This is a genomic window from Methylibium sp. T29-B, from assembly GCF_000576225.1.
Taxonomy (GTDB): Bacteria; Pseudomonadota; Gammaproteobacteria; order Burkholderiales; family Burkholderiaceae_C; genus Methylibium; species Methylibium petroleiphilum.
The window spans coordinates 14,730-31,484 of sequence record NZ_AZSN01000038.1 but is presented as its reverse complement, the minus strand read 5'-3'; the positions used below and the strand labels follow the sequence as shown (position 1 = coordinate 31,484).

The following is a 16,755-nucleotide window of genomic DNA, read 5'->3' as shown; positions in this document are numbered from 1 at the left end:
CTCCACCGTGCCGTCGCGGCTGCGCAGCGGCCGGTGCAGGCGGCGGATGTCGGTGCGGTACTGCGCCACGAGCGCCGGGGCCCGCGCCTCACCGTCGCGCGGCGCGAGCGCGGCGCTCAGCGCCGCATGCGGCGGCGTGCCGGCATGGCGGGCCGGGTCGGCCTCCTGCGGCACCTGGCCGGCGGGCACGACCAGCGGCACGTTGTGCTCGCCACGCGCCATGCCGTGTGCCGGCCCGGCCTTCAGCGTCTGCACCCAGTGCCGGCCTTCCTTGCGCAGACGCAGCGCGATGCCGGCCGCCGCCAGGCGGCGGTCCGGGGTGTCGAAATAGACCGCCTGCAGCCGCGTGCGCACCGCGGCCGGTGTGGCCACCGCGCGCTCCACGGCGGCCAGCGCCTCGGCCGGCACCTGCAGCTTGAGTTCGATCTCGGTCATCGCGCGAATATGGCACGGCCATGTGACAGTGACCGCCGCGTGACAGCCCGCCCCCCGGGCCGGCCTGACGCGCCCGGTAAAATGCCGGTCGAACTCTGAAGCCCTGCCATGCCGCTGTTCTGGAAACCCTATCGCTCCGACGTGACCGACTTCATCGCCACGCTGAAGCAGCGCGATCCGCAACTCGAGGAGAAGCAGCGCCAGGGCCGCGCCCTGCTGTGGGATCGCCCGCAGGACCGCCAGGCTGCCGCCGAGCAGCGCGACGCACGGGTGCCCCAGCAGCCCTACGTCTACCAGACCAAGGGCTGAGCGCGAGCTGCGCGTGCGCGCGACCGTGATCGGCAGCAACGACAGCGTGGTCGCCGAAGGGGCGGCCCCGACCGACGTGGTGGACCAGATCGCCCTGGCCCGCCTGTACGGCGAGCCGCTGTTCGCGCTGCCGACCGACCTGTACATCCCACCCGACGCACTGGAGGTCTTCCTCGAGACCTTCGAGGGTCCGCTGGACCTGCTGCTCTACCTGATCCGCAAGCAGAACTTCAACATCCTCGACATCCCGATGGCGGATGTGACGCGGCAGTACCTGGCCTACGTGGACCAGATCCGTGACCGCAACCTCGAGCTCGCCGCCGAGTACCTGCTGATGGCGGCGATGCTGATCGAGATCAAGTCGCGCATGCTGCTGCCCCCGAAGCGCAGCGAGGAAGGCAAGGAGGCCGAGGATCCGCGTGCCGAGCTGGTGCGCCGCCTGCTGGAGTACGAGCAGATCAAGGCCGCAGCCGCCCGGCTGGATCAGCTGCCGCAGCTCGGACGCGACTTCCTGCGTGCCAGGTGCACATCGAGCAATCGCTGACGCCACGCTTCCCCGACGTGAACGTCGAAGAGCTGCGCGACGCCTGGCTCGACATTCTCAAGCGCGCCCGGCTCGTGCAGCACCACAAGATCACGCGCGAGGAGCTGTCGGTGCGCGAGCACATGAGCCTCGTGCTGCGGCGGCTGCAGGGCCGCCGTTTCGTCGAATTCGAGGACCTGTTCGAGACCCAGCGCGGCCCGCAGGTGATGGTGGTGACCTTCATCGCGATGCTGGAGCTGGCGCGCGAACACCTGATCGAGCTGACGCAGGCCGAAGCCTTCGCGCCCTTGTACGTCCGGCTCGCCTACCAGCCGTCCTGAGTTCCCCGGGCGCCGGGCCGGCGGCATGCTGGCAGAATCCGCCGCCCCAGCGTCGAAAGACAGCAGCCCGACCATGAGCAGCCACTCCTCGCCCGCCGACACCCCGAGTGCCCGCAAGCCCGTCACGCTGCACACGCTGCGCGAGATGCACGCGCGCGGCGAGAAGATCGCCATGATCACGGCCTACGACGCCAGCTTCGCCGCGCTGGTGGACACGGCCGGCGTCGACTGCATCCTGGTCGGCGATTCGCTGGGGATGGTGCTGAAGGGCCAGTCGAGCACGCTGTCGGTCACGATGGAGCAGATCGGGTACCACACGCGCAGCACCTCGCGCGGCACGAAGGCGGCCTTCCTGATCGCCGACATGCCCTTCGGCAGCTACCAGGAAAACCCGGTGCAGGCGCTGCGCAATGCCGGCACATTGATGGCGGCCGGCGCGCAGATGGTCAAGCTCGAGGGCGGCGGCTGGACGCCGGAGACCGTGAACTTCCTGGTCGAGCGCGGCGTGCCGGTGTGCGCCCACCTCGGCCTCACGCCGCAGAGCGTGCATGCGCTCGGCGGCTACCGCATCCAGGGCAAGGACGAGGCCGGCGCCGCCACGCTGCGCCGCCACGCCAAGGCGCTGGCCGACGCCGGCGCGGCGATGATGGTGCTGGAGCTGATGCCCTCCAGGGTGGCCCGCGAGGTGCAGGCCGACAACCCGGGACTGATGACCATCGGCATCGGTGCCGGGGCCGGCACCGCCGGCCAGGTGCTGGTGCTGCACGACATGCTGGGCGTGACGCACGGCAGGCTGCCACGCTTCGTGCGCAACTTCATGGATGGCGCCACGTCGATCGAGGACGCGGTGCATCGTTACGTCGCCGCGGTCAAGGACGGCAGCTTCCCCGACGAGACCCTGCACGCCTACTGATACCGACAGCATGCGCGTCGTCCACACCATCAACGAGTTGCGCCAGGCCCTGGCCGCCACGCGGCCAGCCGCGCTGGTGCCGACGATGGGCAGTCTGCACGAGGGCCACCTGGCGCTCGTGAAGCAGGCGCGCGACCACGGCGGCCCGGTGGTGGCCAGCATCTTCGTCAACCGGCTGCAGTTCGCCCCGCACGAGGACTTCGACCGCTACCCACGCACGCTGGAGCGCGACTGCGACCTGCTCAAGGGCGTGGGCTGCAACCTGGTGTTCGCGCCGACCGAGTCCGAGCTCTACCCGGAACCGCAGACCTACAAGGTGCAGCCGCCCGGCGAACTGGCCGATGTGCTGGAGGGCGCCTTCCGGCCAGGCTTCTTCACCGGCGTCTGCACCGTGGTGATGAAGCTGTTCCAGTGCGTGCAGCCGCGCGTGGCGGTGTTCGGCAAGAAGGACTACCAACAGCTGATGGTGCTGCGCGGCATGGTGCGCCAGTTCGCACTGCCGATCGAGATCGTTGCGGTGGACACCGCGCGCGCCGACGACGGGCTGGCGCTCAGCTCACGCAACGCCTATCTGAGCGAGCCTGAGCGCGCTGAGGCGCCGCAACTGGCAGCCACGCTGCACACCGTGCAGGCCGCGGTGCTGGCCGCCGTGAAGAGTGGGGTCCGCATCGACGCCGCGGCGCTCGAGGCGCAGGCGATGGGTACCCTGCGGTCGCGCGGCTGGGCTCCGGACTATGTGGCGCTGCGCCGCCGCAGCGACCTGCAGGCCCCGGCCGACCCGACGGCCGAGCCGCTGGTGGTGCTGGCCGCCGCCCGTCTGGGCAAGACCCGGCTGATCGACAACCTGGAAATCTGAGGCGCAGCGCCCGCGCCCTCAGCCCTGCAGTCGGATGGCGCCGGCCGCCACATAGCGTTGGAAGTCCGCGATCGGCATCGTGGCGGCGCCGTGCGTGTCCTCGTCGGTCCAGCTCAGCATGGCGTCCATCTCGGTCGTCTCGACCTCGATCGGACCGGGCCGGATGACGATCATCGGACCGTCGCCTTCACGGAATTCGACCTTGCCGAGGATCTGTGCAGCTTGGCTCATGGCGTGCTTTCGAGCGATGTGACCGCATCGTCGCCGAGCCGCCGCCGGGTCGTTAGAAGACAGTCCCGCGCACCGGCGTAGCCGATCTCCTACACCGCCACGGACAAGAGCCCTCCGAGGCACTGTCTCCCGTCCCATCGTTCCGGGCACGCAGGCGGGAGCGCAAGGCTGCCGCTAACATAGCCCGCGCACTCTCCCAGCGACCCGACCTTTGCACAGGAGCAAGCAATGCCCGTGATCGTGGTGGCCAATCCCAAAGGCGGCGTGGGCAAGTCCACGCTGTCCACCAACCTTGCCGGCTACCTGGCCCGGCAGGGTCACGCGGTGATGCTGGGCGATGTCGATCGCCAACAGTCGGCGCGCACCTGGCTGGGCCTGCGGTCCGCCGCGCTGCCGGCGATCACCGGCTGGGAGCTCCAGCCTGACCACCTGGTCAAGCCGCCAAAGGGCACCAGCCACGTCGTGCTGGACACGCCCGCCGGCCTGCACGGCAAGAAGCTCGACGAGGTGATGCGGATCGCCGATCGCGTGCTGGTGCCGCTGCAGCCGAGCATCTTCGACATCTACGCGACACGAGACTTCATCACCCAGTTGCTGGCGCGCCGCAAGAGCGAGCGGGTCGACGTGGCGGTGATCGCCAATCGCGTGCGGGACGGCAGCATCTCGGCCGGCCAGCTCGACAGCTTCCTCGGCACGCTGGGCGTGCCGCTGCTCGGCCACCTGCGCGACACACAGAACTACATCCATCTCGCGGCCCGCGGGCTGACCCTGTGGGACGTGGCGCCGAGCCGCGTCGAGAAGGACCTGGAGCAATGGACGCCGCTCACGCGCTGGGCCGAGGGCCGCTGAGCGCATGCGTCGCTACGAACACCTTGCCGATCTGCGGGCCTTGTCGGCGAACCGCTGGGCGACAGCGACTGGCTGATCATCGACCAGGCCCGCATCGACCGCTTTGCCGACGCCACCGAAGACCGGCAGTGGATCCACGTCGATCCGCAGCGCGCCGCCCTGGGGCCGTTCGGTGCACCGATCGCGCACGGCTTCCTGACGCTGAGCCTGCTGCCGGTGTTCTTCGAAAGCGCCTACGCGATCGCCGACGTGCGCATGGCCGTCAACTACGGGCTCGACCGCGTGCGCTTCACCGCACCGGTGCCGGTGGGCAGCCGCCTGCGCGCGCGCTTCACGCTGAAGCGCTGGGACGCGATCGACGGCGGCGCCCAGCTCGGCATCGAGGCCGTGATCGAACGCGACGGCGCAGCCAAGCCGGTGTGCATCGCCGAGTCGCTGATCCGCTGCTTCACCTAGCACCGGCCCGCGAAGGCTCGCAGCAGGCGTCGCCGGTCTCACCCGAAAGAGGGCGTATCCGGCATCGCCCCTCCGCTACCATCCTCCGGGCTCTATCCAACGCACGGAGGCAAGCGATGAAGGTCCTGCTGGTCGATGACCACCCGCTCATCCTGTCGGCCCTGAAGGCCGTGATCCAGGGTCTCGGCGACGACGTCACCGTGGTCGGTGCCGGCAGCGCCGCCGCAGCCCGCGCCACCCTCAAGTCCGATGCCGATTTCGACCTGGTGCTGCTCGACCTGCAACTCGGCGACGCCAACGGCTTCGACCTGCTCGCCGAACTGCGCAACGCCTACCCGGCCCTGCCGGTGGTCGTGGTGTCGGCCAGCGACCGCACCAGCGACGTGATCCGCTCGATCGACATGGGCGCCATGGGCTTCGTGCCCAAGCGCGCCAGCAACGACACGCTGTTCGAGGCCCTGCGGCTGGTGATGTCCGGCGGCATCTACGTGCCGCCGATGACGATGGGCGTCGACGGGGGCGGCGGCAGTGCCGCGCCGGTCGCCGAGCCCGACACCGTGCCGGGCTACATGAAGGTCATCGGCTCGCAGGCCGCAAAGAGCGACTACCAGACCACCCCCACGCTGGCCGCGCTGGGGCTGACGCCGCGCCAGACCGACGTGCTGGCGCTGCTGCTGCAGGGCAAGCCCAACAAACTGATCGCGCGCGACCTGAACCTGTCGGTGGAGACCATCAAGGACCATGTCGCCGCGGTACTGCGGGCACTCGGCGTCAACTCCCGCACCCAGGCCGTGCTGGCGGTGAGTCAGATGACCCAGCAGGCGGGCGGACTCACCTCCACCTGGCGCCTCGGCAACCGCTGATCCTGCGCCCTGCGGCGGAGGGCCCGGCCGCACACCTGAAACACGACCCATGAACGCCCTGCCCCCGCTGCCTCCCCTGCCCATGCCGCCCGAGCGCAAGACGGTCAGCCGCGCCGACCTGCTGCCCGACGTGGTGCGCACGCTCTACAGCCAGACGGGCGTGTCGCTGTCGGGCAATCTGCTCGGCGCGATGGTGCTGACGATGATCTACTGGCCCGTTGCGCCGTCCCGCGAGCTGATCGCCTGGTGCGTGCTGTTCGGGCTGGTGTGGGTACTGCGCCTCGTCACGCTGCGGCGCTACGCGCATGCCGGCTGGGCCGCAGCGTCGTCACAGGCCGCGCGCTGGCAGCGCCTGTGGAACGCCGGCGCCATGGCCTCGGGCGCCTGCTGGGGCCTGGCGGCCTGGATGTTCTACGAGCACGGGCGGGCCTTCCACCAGACCACCCTGCTGCTGATCATCTACAGCTTCTGCGTCGGCTCGATCACGCTGATGGCTTCGCAGCACCGCGCGTTCTTTGCCTTCATCTCGCTGTGCTTCGTGCCGACCATCTTGCGCATCGCAACGCTGGGCAGCACCGACAACCTGCTGCTGGCCGGCGTGCTGAGCCTCGTGTTCCTCATGACGACGATCCTGGGTCGGGCCTACCGCCGCACCTTCGACCGCGCCATCGAGCTCAAGGTACGCACCGAGATGCTGGCCGTGCAGTTGCAGACCGAGAAGGCCGCCGCCGACGAGGCCAAGCGCGCAGCGGAAACCGCCAATCGCGCCAAGACCCAGTTCTTCGCGGCAGCGAGCCATGACCTGCGCCAGCCACTGCACGCGATGGGCCTGTTCGCCGAGGCGCTGCGCTCCAAGAGCCGCGGCGACGAGGAGGTGACCCACCTCGTCAACAGCATCAACAGCTCGGTCGACGCTCTGGAGGGTCTGTTCGGCGAGCTGCTCGACATCACCAAGATCGACACCGGTGGCGTCGAGCCGCAGCCGCGCCACTTCGCTCTGCGCGAACTGTTCCAGCGCCTGAAGCTGCAGTACGAGCCGACCGCCTTCGAGAAAGGGCTGAGCCTGCGCTTCCGCGGCGCGCACCACGTGGTCTACGGCGACCCGGTGCTGGTCGATCGCATCGTGCGCAATCTGCTGTCCAACGCCATCCGCTACACCGTCGACGGCGGCGTGCTGGTCAGCGCCCGCCGGCGCGGCGATGAGGTGCTGCTGCAGGTGTGGGACACCGGCGTGGGCATCGCCCCGACCGAACAGCAGCGGGTGTTCGACGAGTTCTATCAGGTGCAGGCGAACGCACCCCTCGGGTTGCACCAGCCCAAGGGGCTGGGCCTGGGGCTGTCGATCGTGCAGCGCCTGGCCCGCCTGATGGGGGCACCGCTGCACCTGGCGTCGGTGCCCGGCCGGGGCTCGGTGTTCACGCTGACGGTGCCGCCCGGCAAGGTCCAGCGCAGCCAGCTCTCCGAGCCGGGCACCGGCAAGCCCGCGCTGGGACTGACGCTGGAGCATCGCCACATCGTCATCGTCGAGGACGAGCCGGCGGTTCGGGAGGGGCTGGTCGTGCTGCTCAAGGGCTGGGGTGCCAGCGTGGAATCCTTCGACACCGTCTCGGCCGCCAAGGCCTGGGCCGGCAGCCCCGGCGTGACGACCCCCGACCTGGCGATCGTCGACTACCGCCTGCCCGAAGGGCGCACCGGCATCGAGGCGCTGACGAGCCTGCGTGCCGCCTTCGGCCAGCCGCTGCCGGCCATCCTGGTGACCGGCAGCACCATGACCGGCCACGAGGAAGAGTCGAACCGCCACGACTTCCACCTGCTGATCAAACCGGTGGCGCCGAACAAGCTGCGCGCAATGATCGCCTTCAAGCTGGGTTTGCGCTGAGCGCCCGATCGGTGCACGCAGCAGCGGGGCGCCCCCTCACTCGATCAACAGCGCGGGCAGCCAGTGCGACTTCGGGTCGGCCCGATCGAGCTGCCGATAGCCGATGGGCCGCAGCGTGCCGCCTTCGCGCGGCGTGATGATCGGGTCCAGATCCACGTCATAGAGTTCGCCGCGCAGACCGCGCTCGGTGAAAGCCAGCTTGTAGAACAGACCATCGCGCCCGCTGATGTGCAGGGCGCCCGGCTTGGTCGCGATGAACATCAGCGTGTATTCGAGCGGCAACAGGTCGTCGCGCGATACCGTGTCTTCGCTACCGTAGGGGAAGTGGCAGAGCTGCTGGCTCGCACCGGCCACGCAACGGAACGGCCGCATCGCGAGGAAGCGCTCGGTGAACCCCTCGCCGGCGAGCACGAAGCGGAAGCGCCAGCGGTCGGCACTCACCGGCTCGAAGCGCACACGGCCGATCTCCAGACGCTCGCCGCCCGCGCCGAGCAGCAGCACGCGCTTCTCGCCGGTCAGATCCTGCGCCCGCAGCCACTGGGGCGCGCCGGCGGTAATGACGAACAACAGCGCCAGCAGGGCGGCCCGGGCCATACGATGCCTCATTTCGTTCACCCAAGGTCTCCCGGCGCCACAGCAGCGTCTAGGTTCCGAGCTTACCCTCAGTGGGCGAGGTCCCAGTTCGCGCCCACGCCCACCTCGGCCAGCAGCGGCACCTTCAGCTCGGCCACGCCGGCCATCAGTTCCGGCACGGCGGTCCGGGCCCAGTCGAGCTCGGCCTCGGGCACTTCGAACACCAGCTCGTCGTGCACCTGCATCACCATGCACGTCGCGCGCTGCTGGGCATCGAGCGCCGCCTGCACCGCGATCATCGCGAGCTTGATCAGATCGGCCGCGGTGCCCTGCATCGGCGCGTTGATCGCCTGGCGCTCGGCGCCGGTGCGGCGCGGACCGTTGCCGCCGTTGATCTCGGGCAGGTAAATGCGGCGCCCGAACAAGGTCTCCACGTAGCCCAGTTCCTTGGCCCGCGCGCGGGTCTCGTCCATGTAGCGCTTCACGCCGGCGAAGCGCGCGAAGTAGCGATCGATGTAGTCCTTGGCGGCCTTCTGCTCGATGCCGAGGTTGCTCGCCAGACCGAAGGCGCCCATGCCGTAGATCAGCCCGAAGTTGATGACCTTGGCATAGCGCCGCTGCTCGCTGCTGACCTCGGCCACCGGCACGTTGAACACCTCGCTCGCGGTGGCGCGGTGCACGTCCAGGCCCTCGGCAAAGGCCTTCAGCAGGCCCGGATCCTCGGAGATGTGGGCCATGATGCGCAGCTCGATCTGCGAGTAGTCGGCGCTCAGGATCACGTGGCCGGGCGGCGCGATGAAGGCCTCGCGCACGCGCCGGCCCTCGGGCGTGCGGATCGGGATGTTCTGCAGGTTGGGGTCGTTGCTGGCCAGCCGGCCGGTCACGGCGACTGCCTGCGCGTAGTTGGTGTGCACGCGGCCGGTGGCCGCGTTCACCATCAGCGGCAGCTTGTCCGTGTAGGTGCCCTTGAGCTTGGCGAGCGAGCGGTGCTCCAGCAGCTTGGCCGGCAGTGGGTAGTCGGCGGCCAGCTCGGCCAGGACCTCCTCGTCGGTGCTCGGCGCGCCGCTGGCGGTCTTCTTCTTCGCCGGGATGCCCAGCTTGTTGAACAGGATCTCGCCGATCTGCTTGGGGCTGCCCAGGTTGAAGGGCTGGCCGGCCAGCGCATGCGCCTCCTGCTCCAGTGCCACCATGCGCTGCGCCAGATCGGCGCTCTGGCGCGCGAGCAGCGCGCTGTCGATCAGCACGCCGTGACGCTCGATGCGGCCGAGGATCACCGAGGTCGGCATCTCGATGCGCTCGTAGACCTCGCGCAGGCGCGGCGCGGCCTCGAGCTGCGGCCACAAGACCCTGTGCACGTCCAGCGTCATGTCGCTGTCCTCGCCCGAATACTCGGTGGCGCGCGTCAGCTCGACCTGCGCGAACGGGATCTGCTGCGCGCCCTTGCCGACCACGTCCTCGTAGCTCAGGCCCTTGCGGTCGAGGTGGCGGCTGGCGAGGCTCTCCAGGCTGTGCGGCTTGTGCGCCTCCAGCACGTAGCTCTGCAGCAGGGTGTCATGCACATAGCCACGCACCGCGATGCCATGGTTGGCGAACACATGGGTGTCGTACTTGACGTTCTGGCCGAGCTTGGCGCGCGAGCCGTCCTCGAGCCAGGACTTCAGCGCCGCCAGCACCTCATCGAGCGGCAGCTGGTCGGGCGCGCCCGGGTAGGTGTGGGCGAGCGGGATGTAGCAGGCCTCGTAGGGCTGCACGCTGAAGCTCAGGCCGACGATGCGTGCCCGCATGCCGTCGAGCGAGTCGGTCTCCGTGTCCAGAGCCACCAGGTCGGCCGCCTCGATGCGCGCGCGCCACGCCTCGAAGGCCTCGCGCGTCAGCACGGTCTCGTAGCGCTTGTCGACCGCAGGCGCGACGCCACCATCGGCCGGCCCGGTACCCGCCGGGTCGGCGAACAGCGCGCTCTGCCCTTCCCCGGCCTCCGCCGCCGCCACTTGCGGGGCCGGCGCGGCGGCGGCACGGGCCGACTCGAGCTCATTGCGCCACGCGCGGAAGTCGTTGTGCGTGTAGAAGGCCAGCAGGGCCGCGCGGTCGGTCTCGCGCCAGGTCAGCGTGTCCCAGGCGGCCGTGCCGTTCCAGCCCGGCAGTGCCTCCGACAGATCACAGTCGGTCTTCACGGTCACCAGCCGGCGACCCAGCGGCAGCCAGTCCAGCGCCTTGCGCAGGTTCTCGCCGGCAACGCCCTTGATGGCGTCGGCCGCGGCCATCACGCCGTCCAGCGAGCCGTGCTCCGCGATCCACTTGGCGGCGGTCTTCGGCCCCACCTTCTCGACTCCCGGCACGTTGTCGACCGCGTCGCCGACCAGCGTCAGGTAGTCGACGATGCGCTCGGGCGGCACACCGAACTTCTCGGTCACGCCGGCCACGTCGAGCCGCTCGCCGCTCATCGTGTTGATCAGCGTCACGTGCGCGTCGACGAGCTGCGCCAGGTCCTTGTCGCCTGTCGAGACGATGACCCGCTGGCCGCGCGCGGCCGCCGCCCGCGCCAGCGTGCCGATCACGTCGTCGGCCTCAATGCCGGGGATCTCGAGCACCGGCCAGCCCAGCAGCGTCACCACAGCGTGGATCGGCGCGATCTGCCTCGCCAGATCCTCCGGCATCGAGGCGCGGTTCGCCTTGTACTCCGGGTACCAGTCGTCGCGGAAGGTCTTGCCCTTGGCGTCGAACACGCAGGCCGCGTGCGCCGACGGGAACTCCTCGCGCAGCTTCTTCAGCATGGCCACCATGCCGCGCACCGCGCCGGTCGGCTCGCCGGCCGGATTGCGCAGGTCAGGCAGCGCGTGGTAGGCGCGGTAGAGGTAGCTGGAACCGTCCACCAGCAACAGGCAGGAATCGTCGTGAGCGCGCATGGCGCCGATTGTGGCCGCTGCCCCGGGCCGCATGACCCGACCCCCCGGAAGCCACAGGCCGCGTCCTACAATCACCGTCATGCCGCTGCAGCGCCCCCTGACTCTCGCCCTGCTGTGCTGCGCCTGCGGCGCGGTCCCGGGGCTCGCCCTGGCCCAGGCGGCCGTCGCCGCGTCGGCTCCGGCCGCCCGCGTGGTGCAGGAGAACCAACCCACCACCCGCGGTGAGCCGGCGGTCAAGCGCAGCGTCATCGAGGACGACAACGCGCGCGTCGAGGAGCTGCGCGTGCGCGGTGCCGTGCAGAGCATCAAGGTGCAGCCCAAGGGCCCGGTGAAGGCCGAGTACGAGGTGCTGCCGATCGATGCCGGCCGCGACTCCGCGGAAGGCCCCAGTTCGGCGAAGGGCGGCGCCGGTCGGCGCGTCTGGCGCGTCCTCACCTTCTAGGGCCTGTTAGCGCTATGGGAGGGCTTGCGTGACCCAGGAAGCGGGCGCCATCAAGGCGCAAGGCACAGCCGTAGCTTGGGCTACGGCGAGCATTTGCAACGCAGAGGGCGCCCGCTTCCTGGGATCACCCTTCGGGCCGGGGCCGGGCAGGCCACGGGGCGACGTTGCGGCCTCGTTGTGTGCCACGGGCACACGGCCTCGGCCGCGCCTCGCCCCGTGGCCCGCCGGGCCTCGGCGCAAGCCCTCCCATAGCGTTAACAGGCCCTAGGCCGCCAGCGATGGCGGTCTTCACCGAAGTCGGCTTCGACGAAGCCGCGGCCCTCGCGCACAAGGTCGGCCTCGGCCCGCTGAAGGCGCTCAAGCCCATCAAGGCCGGGATCGAGAACACCAACTATTTCCTCACCGCCGAGCGCGGCGAATACGTGCTGACGCTGTTCGAACGGCTGAGCGCCGAGCAGCTGCCGTTCTATCTGCACCTGATGAAGCACCTGGCCGGACGCGACATCCTGGTCCCGATGCCGCAGTCCGATGCCCACGGCGAGATCCTCCATGCGCTGTGCGGCAAGCCGGCCGCCATCGTGGAGCGCCTGCGCGGCGGTCATGTGCTGGCCCCCAGCGCGGCGCATTGCCAGCAGGTCGGCGCCATGCTGGCCCGCATGCACGAGGCCGGCCGAGACTACCCGTACCACCAGCCCAACCTGCGAGGGCTGGCGTGGTGGGACGAGACGGTGCCGCAGATCCTGCCCTTCCTCGCACCGCCGCAGCGCGCGCTGCTGGAGGACGAGCTGGCGTTCCAGCACAGCGTCAGCGCGTCGGCCTCCGACGCCGCCCTGCCGCGCGGACCGATCCATGCCGATCTGTTCCGCGACAACGTGATGTTCGACGAGGACGCCGAGGGCCGCTCCCAGCTCACCGGCTTCTTCGACTTCTACTTCGCCGGCGTCGACCGGCTCGCCTTCGACATCGCCGTCTGCCTGAATGACTGGTGCATCGACCTCGCCAGCGGCCGGCTGCTGGAAGACCGGGCCGCGGCCTTCGTGACGGCCTACGCGAGGTGCGCCCACTCACCGGCGACGAACTGCGCCTGCTGCCCGCGCTGCTGCGCGCCGCGGCGCTGCGCTTCTGGATCTCGCGGCTGTGGGACGTGCACCTCCCGCGCGAGGCCAGCATGCTGGTGCCGCACGACCCCACCCACTTCGAGCGCGTGCTGCGCGAGCGCATCGCGACGCCCTGGCATCCCGCGAGCCGCTGAGCCCCCCGACCGATGAAACTCAAGACTGTTCGCGCCCGTCAGGGCCTGCTGTGGGTGCGCGCCGGCTTCACCGTGTTCTTCCGCCAGCCGCTGGCGTTCGCCGCGCTCTTCGCGCTGTTCGGATTGGTGGTGTTCGTGCTGCTGCAATTGCCGGCCGTCGGCCCGGTGCTCGCGCTGTCGCTGATGCCGGTGGCCACCGTCGCCTTCCTGCTGGCCACCCGAGAGGTACTGGCTGGCCGCATCGCCACGCCGCGACTGGCGCTGCTGCCGCTGCGCGACCCGCTGAACCGCAACCGCCTGCTGCAGCTCGGCGCAGCCTACGCGGCGGCGGCGATCGCCGTCGTGCTGCTGTCGCATGTGCTGGACGGCGGCCGCTTCGCGGCGGCCATCGAAGCCATCGCCACCGAAGAGACCACCGCCGCCGCCGCCGCCGCCGCACTCGAGGACCCGCTGCTGCCGTGGAGCGTGCTGCTGCGACTGGGCCTGATGGCGCTGCTGTCGCTCGCCTTCTGGCATGCGCCGGCCCTGGTGTGCTGGGGCCGCATGCCGGTCAACAAGGCGCTGTTCGCCAGCATCGTGGCGTGCTGGCGCAGCCGCGGCGCCTTCGCCGTCTACGGCATCGCCTGGTTCGGCCTGACGATGCTGTTCGTGACGCTGCTGCAGGTCGTCACCGCGCTGCTCGGGCTGCAGCAGGTGATGGGGCTGGCGGTGCTGCCGCTCACGATGCTGGTGTCGACCATCTTCTACGCCTCGCTGTACTTCAGCTTCGTCGACGCCTTCGACCTCAGCGGCGGCCCCGACAGCAGCGAAGACGAAGCGAAGACGGCATGAAAAAGGCCGGCGCATGCGCCGGCCTAGAAAGCCCGCCCGGCTTCCGCCGGACGGGCGCCGCGCAGGGCCTCAGGCCCCGACGCGGCCTCCGTCGTCCTTGGTGATCGCGAGCGTGGCCGAGCGCGGCCGTGAGGTGGTGTTGCCCACGGTCGCCTGGTAGCCGGCGTTGCCGGGCCAGTGGCTCACATAGCCCGCCGGGTTGCCGATGGTCGCGGCGGAGATCGTCTCGCCCGGGTGCTGGATGTTGGCGAACACGGTCTTGCCATCGGGCGTCTCGGTGCAGCCGGTCAGCTCGCAGTCCTTCGGTCCGACAAGAAAGCGCTTGAGCGTGTCGGCGGTCGGCTTCTTGCGACATAGGTGTCGATGCTCAGCGTGGACGTGTCGGCCAGGGTGTAGCTGAGCGTGGTCTTCACGCCGTCGCCTACCGTGCCCGGCACGCCGAGCAGCATCATGCAGTTGCTCACGTCGGTGTAGGCGCCGTCGTCGGTCTGGATCCAGCACAGCCCGGTCGAGCGGCTGAACCACAGGCCGTCGGGGCTGGAGAAGTCCTGGTCCGCGGTGAGCGAGGACAGGTTGATCTTGGACGTGTCGGCGTCGGACTGCGCACCGAACAGGTAGACATCCCAGGTGAAGCCGGTCGCCGCGGGCTCGCCGCCGTCTTCCTTCATGCGGATGATGTGGCCGTTGATGTTGCCGGCCGAGCCTTCCGGCGCGCCGCCGTAGGAGTCCTTGTAGCTGCGCGGGTTGGCCGCGTCGAGCGCGCGCTGGATCGAGTCGGGCGACGCCCCGACCGCCGGTGCCGCCGGTTCGAGCTTGCGCACGCTGTTGTTGGTGAGCGTGTAGTAGATCTCGCCGGTCGTCGGGTGCACCGCGCACCACTCGGGGCGGTCCATCGCGGTCGCGCCGACCGCGTCGCCGGCCAGGCGCGAGTGGATCGCCACGTCGCCTGCGTCGGCGAAAGCGTAGCCGGCGTAGTTCTTCACGTCGAGATTGTCAAAGCTCAGCTCGATCCAGTCGCCGCTGCCGTCGTCGTTGAACTTCGCCACATAGAGCTTGCCGCTGTCGAGGTACTTGTCGCCGGCGGCGATGCGGTTCGAGGGCTCTGCGTCGGCGGCATCCCAGTTCGTGGCCGACACGAACTTGTAGATGTACTCGCCACGCGAGTCGTCGCCCATGTAGACGGCCAGCGGCTTGCCGGCGACCGCCTTGCCGAAGGCCGCGCTCTCGTGCGCGAAGCGGCCCAGGGTGGTGCGCTTCTTGATGGTCGCCGCCTTGTCGTACGGATCGATCTCGACGATGTAGCCGAAGGTGTTGAGCTCGTTGCGGTAGTCGTCGCTGCCGTCGGCCGAGGCGCCGATCTTGCTGATGTCCCAGCGCTGGTACTTGTCGTCCGCACCGCTGGTTTCCCAGCCGTGACGGCTGGCCGCGCCCTGCTTGCGCTTGTAGCGGTTGAGCGCCGTGACACTCTTGTCGCCTCGGGCCGCGTCGTCGCCGGCCGAGCGGGTGAAGTAGCCCTCGAAGTTCTCTTCGCCGGTCAGCAGCGTGCCCCAGGGGGTGTAGCCGGTACCGCAGTTGTTGATGGTGCCGCGCGCGCCGGTGCCGGCGGTCGAGTACAGCGTCTTCGCGAGCGCGTTGCCGCGCACCGCGCCCGACAGCTCCACCGGCGTGAGCGGCGTGACGCGGCGGTTGTAGGCCGAGTCCTGGACGTAGGCCCAGCTGCCACCGGTCTTGCGGACCTCGACCACCGACACGCCGTGGGCCGGGATCTCCTTGTCGGATTCCGATGCCGGACGCGGACGCGCCGAGCTGCCGTTCACGTGCAGGTAGTTGTCGCTCAGTGCCTCGTGGTTCATCGCCAGCAGGCCGCGCTCGGAGCCGTTCGCGTCGCGCGCGGTGCCGGCAGCGTTGAGCCCGAAGTACTCCATGCCGTCGTGGTGGTCGCCGGCGCGCTGGTCGAAATCGGTGTCGCTGCCGTCGTTGGCATAGGCTGGCGTGCCCGCCGTCAGCGGATCGCCGAGTGCGTAGATCACGGCGGCGGTGTAGCCGGCCGGCACGCTCACGGCGTCGGCGGTGCTCTTGGCCACGGCGGTGAAGCCCAGCTTGTCGACCGGCGGGTTCGCGGGCGGCGCGTCGTCGTCCCCCGCCACCGCAGGCGCTGACGCTCAACCCGCCCAGCACCACGGCCGCCGCGGTCCCCACGCCGCCGCGCAGCACGGAGCGCCGGCTCAGCCGGGCGTCGAGCACGGCCATGAAGTTGTCGTTGCCGCTGGTGTTGCTGTTCTCGTCATCTCGATCGATGCCGAGCAGAGGGAGATCGACTCGCTGATTCATGTCTGCGTTCCTTGCGACTGCTGGGTGGCGGGCGGGCCGGAATGGCCACACCGGGAAGCCGCAGACGTTAGGCACGGGACATGAAAGCGCGGTGACAGATCGGTGTCGCGTCTGTCACGAGGACGGCCATGCAAGAGCGCCCGACCGTCAGGAACGGCCGGGCGCTCTGCGCCGCCGCGGGTCAGGCCACCGCGGGAGCGGCCTTCTTGGTCAGCATGCCGGCCAGCGCCTCGGAGGCCCAACCGAAGCCCGCGCCGATCGCGATCGACACGATGGACGGCACGATCGCGTCGACCGGCGCCACGCTCTTCAGCAGGATGAGCCCGGCCACGCAGGCGAAGCCGTAGACGCAGGCCGGGATCGTTGCGAGCAGACCGATGTGCGCGGCCAGCACGATCACCGCCGCACCGATGCCCACCGCCACCGGTGCGGCAAGCGATCCGAGCGAACCCAGTTGCCCGGCCAGCATGACCGACAGTGCCCCGACGACGATGCCGAAGGACATGCAGACGATGGTGGTCCGCGCCGAAGCGGGCTTGCCACCGCTGTGGAAGTAGCAGGCCCAGGCCACGAAGGCCTGCCAGATCTGGACGCCGAAGGCCGCCAGCGGGCCGAGGAAAAGAAAGGTCGCGACCACGGCCAGAACGCCGATCGAAATCGCCAGGGCAATGAGCAAGGGCATGGTGAGTCTCCTCAAGTCTAGGTATCGGTATGGAGAGAAGAAGCGCCCGCCGCCGGCCGGCGCACCACCCCTGACTGCCAACGACG

General features: G+C 69.9%; 14 protein-coding genes and 3 pseudogenes. 11 read left to right on the top strand and 6 right to left on the bottom strand.

Features of this window, described 5'->3' with window-relative positions:
- The coding region (locus Y694_RS08700; protein WP_036231630.1) for a CYTH domain-containing protein at positions 1 to 435 on the bottom strand (435 nt) is incomplete at its 3' end.
- Positions 436 to 543: 108 nt separating this feature from the next.
- Here Y694_RS08700 and Y694_RS08695 point away from each other — a divergent pair.
- The 4 genes and pseudogenes from Y694_RS08695 (at position 544) to panC (ending at position 3,377) form a co-directional block, all read left to right on the top strand.
- Positions 544 to 744, top strand: coding sequence for a DUF3460 family protein (locus tag Y694_RS08695; RefSeq protein ID WP_011828756.1), 201 nt, complete (start codon positions 544 to 546; stop codon positions 742 to 744).
- 28 nt (positions 745 to 772) lie between these two features.
- Positions 773 to 1,608 (top strand): annotated as a pseudogene (locus tag Y694_RS08690) (segregation and condensation protein A).
- 73 nt (positions 1,609 to 1,681) lie between these two features.
- Positions 1,682 to 2,521: a 3-methyl-2-oxobutanoate hydroxymethyltransferase gene (gene panB, locus Y694_RS08685; protein WP_197028767.1), complete on the top strand. Its 840-nt coding sequence runs from the start codon at positions 1,682 to 1,684 to the stop codon at positions 2,519 to 2,521.
- Positions 2,522 to 2,531: 10 nt separating this feature from the next.
- Positions 2,532 to 3,377, top strand: a complete 846-nt coding sequence (gene panC, locus Y694_RS08680) for a pantoate--beta-alanine ligase (protein WP_036231626.1) — start codon at positions 2,532 to 2,534, stop codon at positions 3,375 to 3,377.
- 18 nt (positions 3,378 to 3,395) lie between these two features.
- On the opposite strand, the gene Y694_RS08675 is transcribed toward panC, so the two are convergent.
- Positions 3,396 to 3,608 carry a hypothetical protein gene (locus tag Y694_RS08675; RefSeq protein WP_036231624.1) on the bottom strand — a complete coding sequence of 71 codons (213 nt, stop codon included), beginning with the start codon at positions 3,606 to 3,608 and terminating at the stop codon, positions 3,396 to 3,398.
- A gap of 228 nt (positions 3,609 to 3,836) precedes the next feature.
- Here Y694_RS08675 and Y694_RS08670 point away from each other — a divergent pair, with 228 nt between their 5' ends.
- The 4 genes from Y694_RS08670 (at position 3,837) to Y694_RS08655 (ending at position 7,655) form a co-directional block, all read left to right on the top strand.
- Positions 3,837 to 4,457: a ParA family protein gene (locus Y694_RS08670; protein ID WP_036231622.1), complete on the top strand. Its 621-nt coding sequence runs from the start codon at positions 3,837 to 3,839 to the stop codon at positions 4,455 to 4,457.
- 54 nt (positions 4,458 to 4,511) lie between these two features.
- Positions 4,512 to 4,913: a MaoC family dehydratase gene (locus tag Y694_RS08665; RefSeq protein WP_051495666.1), complete on the top strand. Its 402-nt coding sequence runs from the start codon at positions 4,512 to 4,514 to the stop codon at positions 4,911 to 4,913.
- Between the two features lie 116 nt (positions 4,914 to 5,029).
- Positions 5,030 to 5,776, top strand: coding sequence for a response regulator transcription factor (locus tag Y694_RS08660; protein WP_011828749.1), 747 nt, complete (start codon positions 5,030 to 5,032; stop codon positions 5,774 to 5,776).
- Between the two features lie 49 nt (positions 5,777 to 5,825).
- Positions 5,826 to 7,655 (top strand): hybrid sensor histidine kinase/response regulator, encoded by a 1,830-nt coding sequence (locus Y694_RS08655; protein ID WP_036231620.1) that lies wholly within the window; start codon positions 5,826 to 5,828, stop codon positions 7,653 to 7,655.
- A gap of 36 nt (positions 7,656 to 7,691) precedes the next feature.
- On the opposite strand, the gene Y694_RS08650 is transcribed toward Y694_RS08655, so the two are convergent.
- Together Y694_RS08650 and polA are read right to left on the bottom strand one after the other, a co-directional pair.
- Entirely contained in the window at positions 7,692 to 8,249 is a 558-nt protein-coding gene (locus tag Y694_RS08650; protein WP_051495665.1) for a hypothetical protein, read from the bottom strand.
- A gap of 68 nt (positions 8,250 to 8,317) precedes the next feature.
- Positions 8,318 to 11,131 carry a DNA polymerase I gene (gene polA / locus Y694_RS08645; protein WP_036231618.1) on the bottom strand — a complete coding sequence of 938 codons (2,814 nt, stop codon included), beginning with the start codon at positions 11,129 to 11,131 and terminating at the stop codon, positions 8,318 to 8,320.
- A gap of 79 nt (positions 11,132 to 11,210) precedes the next feature.
- Here polA and Y694_RS08640 point away from each other — a divergent pair, with 79 nt between their 5' ends.
- From Y694_RS08640 to Y694_RS08630, 3 genes and pseudogenes are all read left to right on the top strand, one after another.
- A complete protein-coding gene (locus tag Y694_RS08640; RefSeq protein ID WP_049820774.1) occupies positions 11,211 to 11,573 on the top strand; it encodes a hypothetical protein in 363 nt (120 codons plus the stop codon).
- 278 nt (positions 11,574 to 11,851) lie between these two features.
- A pseudogene (locus tag Y694_RS08635) lies at positions 11,852 to 12,825 on the top strand (homoserine kinase).
- Positions 12,826 to 12,837: 12 nt separating this feature from the next.
- Positions 12,838 to 13,656: a BPSS1780 family membrane protein gene (locus tag Y694_RS08630; RefSeq protein ID WP_036231616.1), complete on the top strand. Its 819-nt coding sequence runs from the start codon at positions 12,838 to 12,840 to the stop codon at positions 13,654 to 13,656.
- Positions 13,657 to 13,725: 69 nt separating this feature from the next.
- Here Y694_RS08630 and Y694_RS08625 read toward each other — a convergent pair.
- Together Y694_RS08625 and Y694_RS08620 are read right to left on the bottom strand one after the other, a co-directional pair.
- Positions 13,726 to 15,987, bottom strand: a pseudogene (locus Y694_RS08625) (PhoX family protein).
- 181 nt (positions 15,988 to 16,168) lie between these two features.
- Complete coding sequence (locus Y694_RS08620; RefSeq protein WP_036231614.1) at positions 16,169 to 16,669, bottom strand: DUF1097 domain-containing protein; 501 nt, start codon at positions 16,667 to 16,669, stop codon at positions 16,169 to 16,171.
- Between the last annotated feature and the right edge of the window lie 86 nt (positions 16,670 to 16,755).

Coding starts and splice junctions, on each gene's coding strand:
- Y694_RS08695 (WP_011828756.1), top strand. CDS start 544: ATGCCGCTGTTCTGGAAACCCTATCGCTCCGACGTGACCGACTTCATC.
- panB (WP_197028767.1), top strand. CDS start 1,682: ATGAGCAGCCACTCCTCGCCCGCCGACACCCCGAGTGCCCGCAAGCCC.
- panC (WP_036231626.1), top strand. CDS start 2,532: ATGCGCGTCGTCCACACCATCAACGAGTTGCGCCAGGCCCTGGCCGCC.
- Y694_RS08675 (WP_036231624.1), bottom strand. CDS start 3,608: ATGAGCCAAGCTGCACAGATCCTCGGCAAGGTCGAATTCCGTGAAGGC.
- Y694_RS08670 (WP_036231622.1), top strand. CDS start 3,837: ATGCCCGTGATCGTGGTGGCCAATCCCAAAGGCGGCGTGGGCAAGTCC.
- Y694_RS08660 (WP_011828749.1), top strand. CDS start 5,030: ATGAAGGTCCTGCTGGTCGATGACCACCCGCTCATCCTGTCGGCCCTG.
- Y694_RS08655 (WP_036231620.1), top strand. CDS start 5,826: ATGAACGCCCTGCCCCCGCTGCCTCCCCTGCCCATGCCGCCCGAGCGC.
- Y694_RS08650 (WP_051495665.1), bottom strand. CDS start 8,249: ATGGCCCGGGCCGCCCTGCTGGCGCTGTTGTTCGTCATTACCGCCGGC.
- polA (WP_036231618.1), bottom strand. CDS start 11,131: ATGCGCGCTCACGACGATTCCTGCCTGTTGCTGGTGGACGGTTCCAGC.
- Y694_RS08640 (WP_049820774.1), top strand. CDS start 11,211: ATGCCGCTGCAGCGCCCCCTGACTCTCGCCCTGCTGTGCTGCGCCTGC.
- Y694_RS08630 (WP_036231616.1), top strand. CDS start 12,838: ATGAAACTCAAGACTGTTCGCGCCCGTCAGGGCCTGCTGTGGGTGCGC.
- Y694_RS08620 (WP_036231614.1), bottom strand. CDS start 16,669: ATGCCCTTGCTCATTGCCCTGGCGATTTCGATCGGCGTTCTGGCCGTG.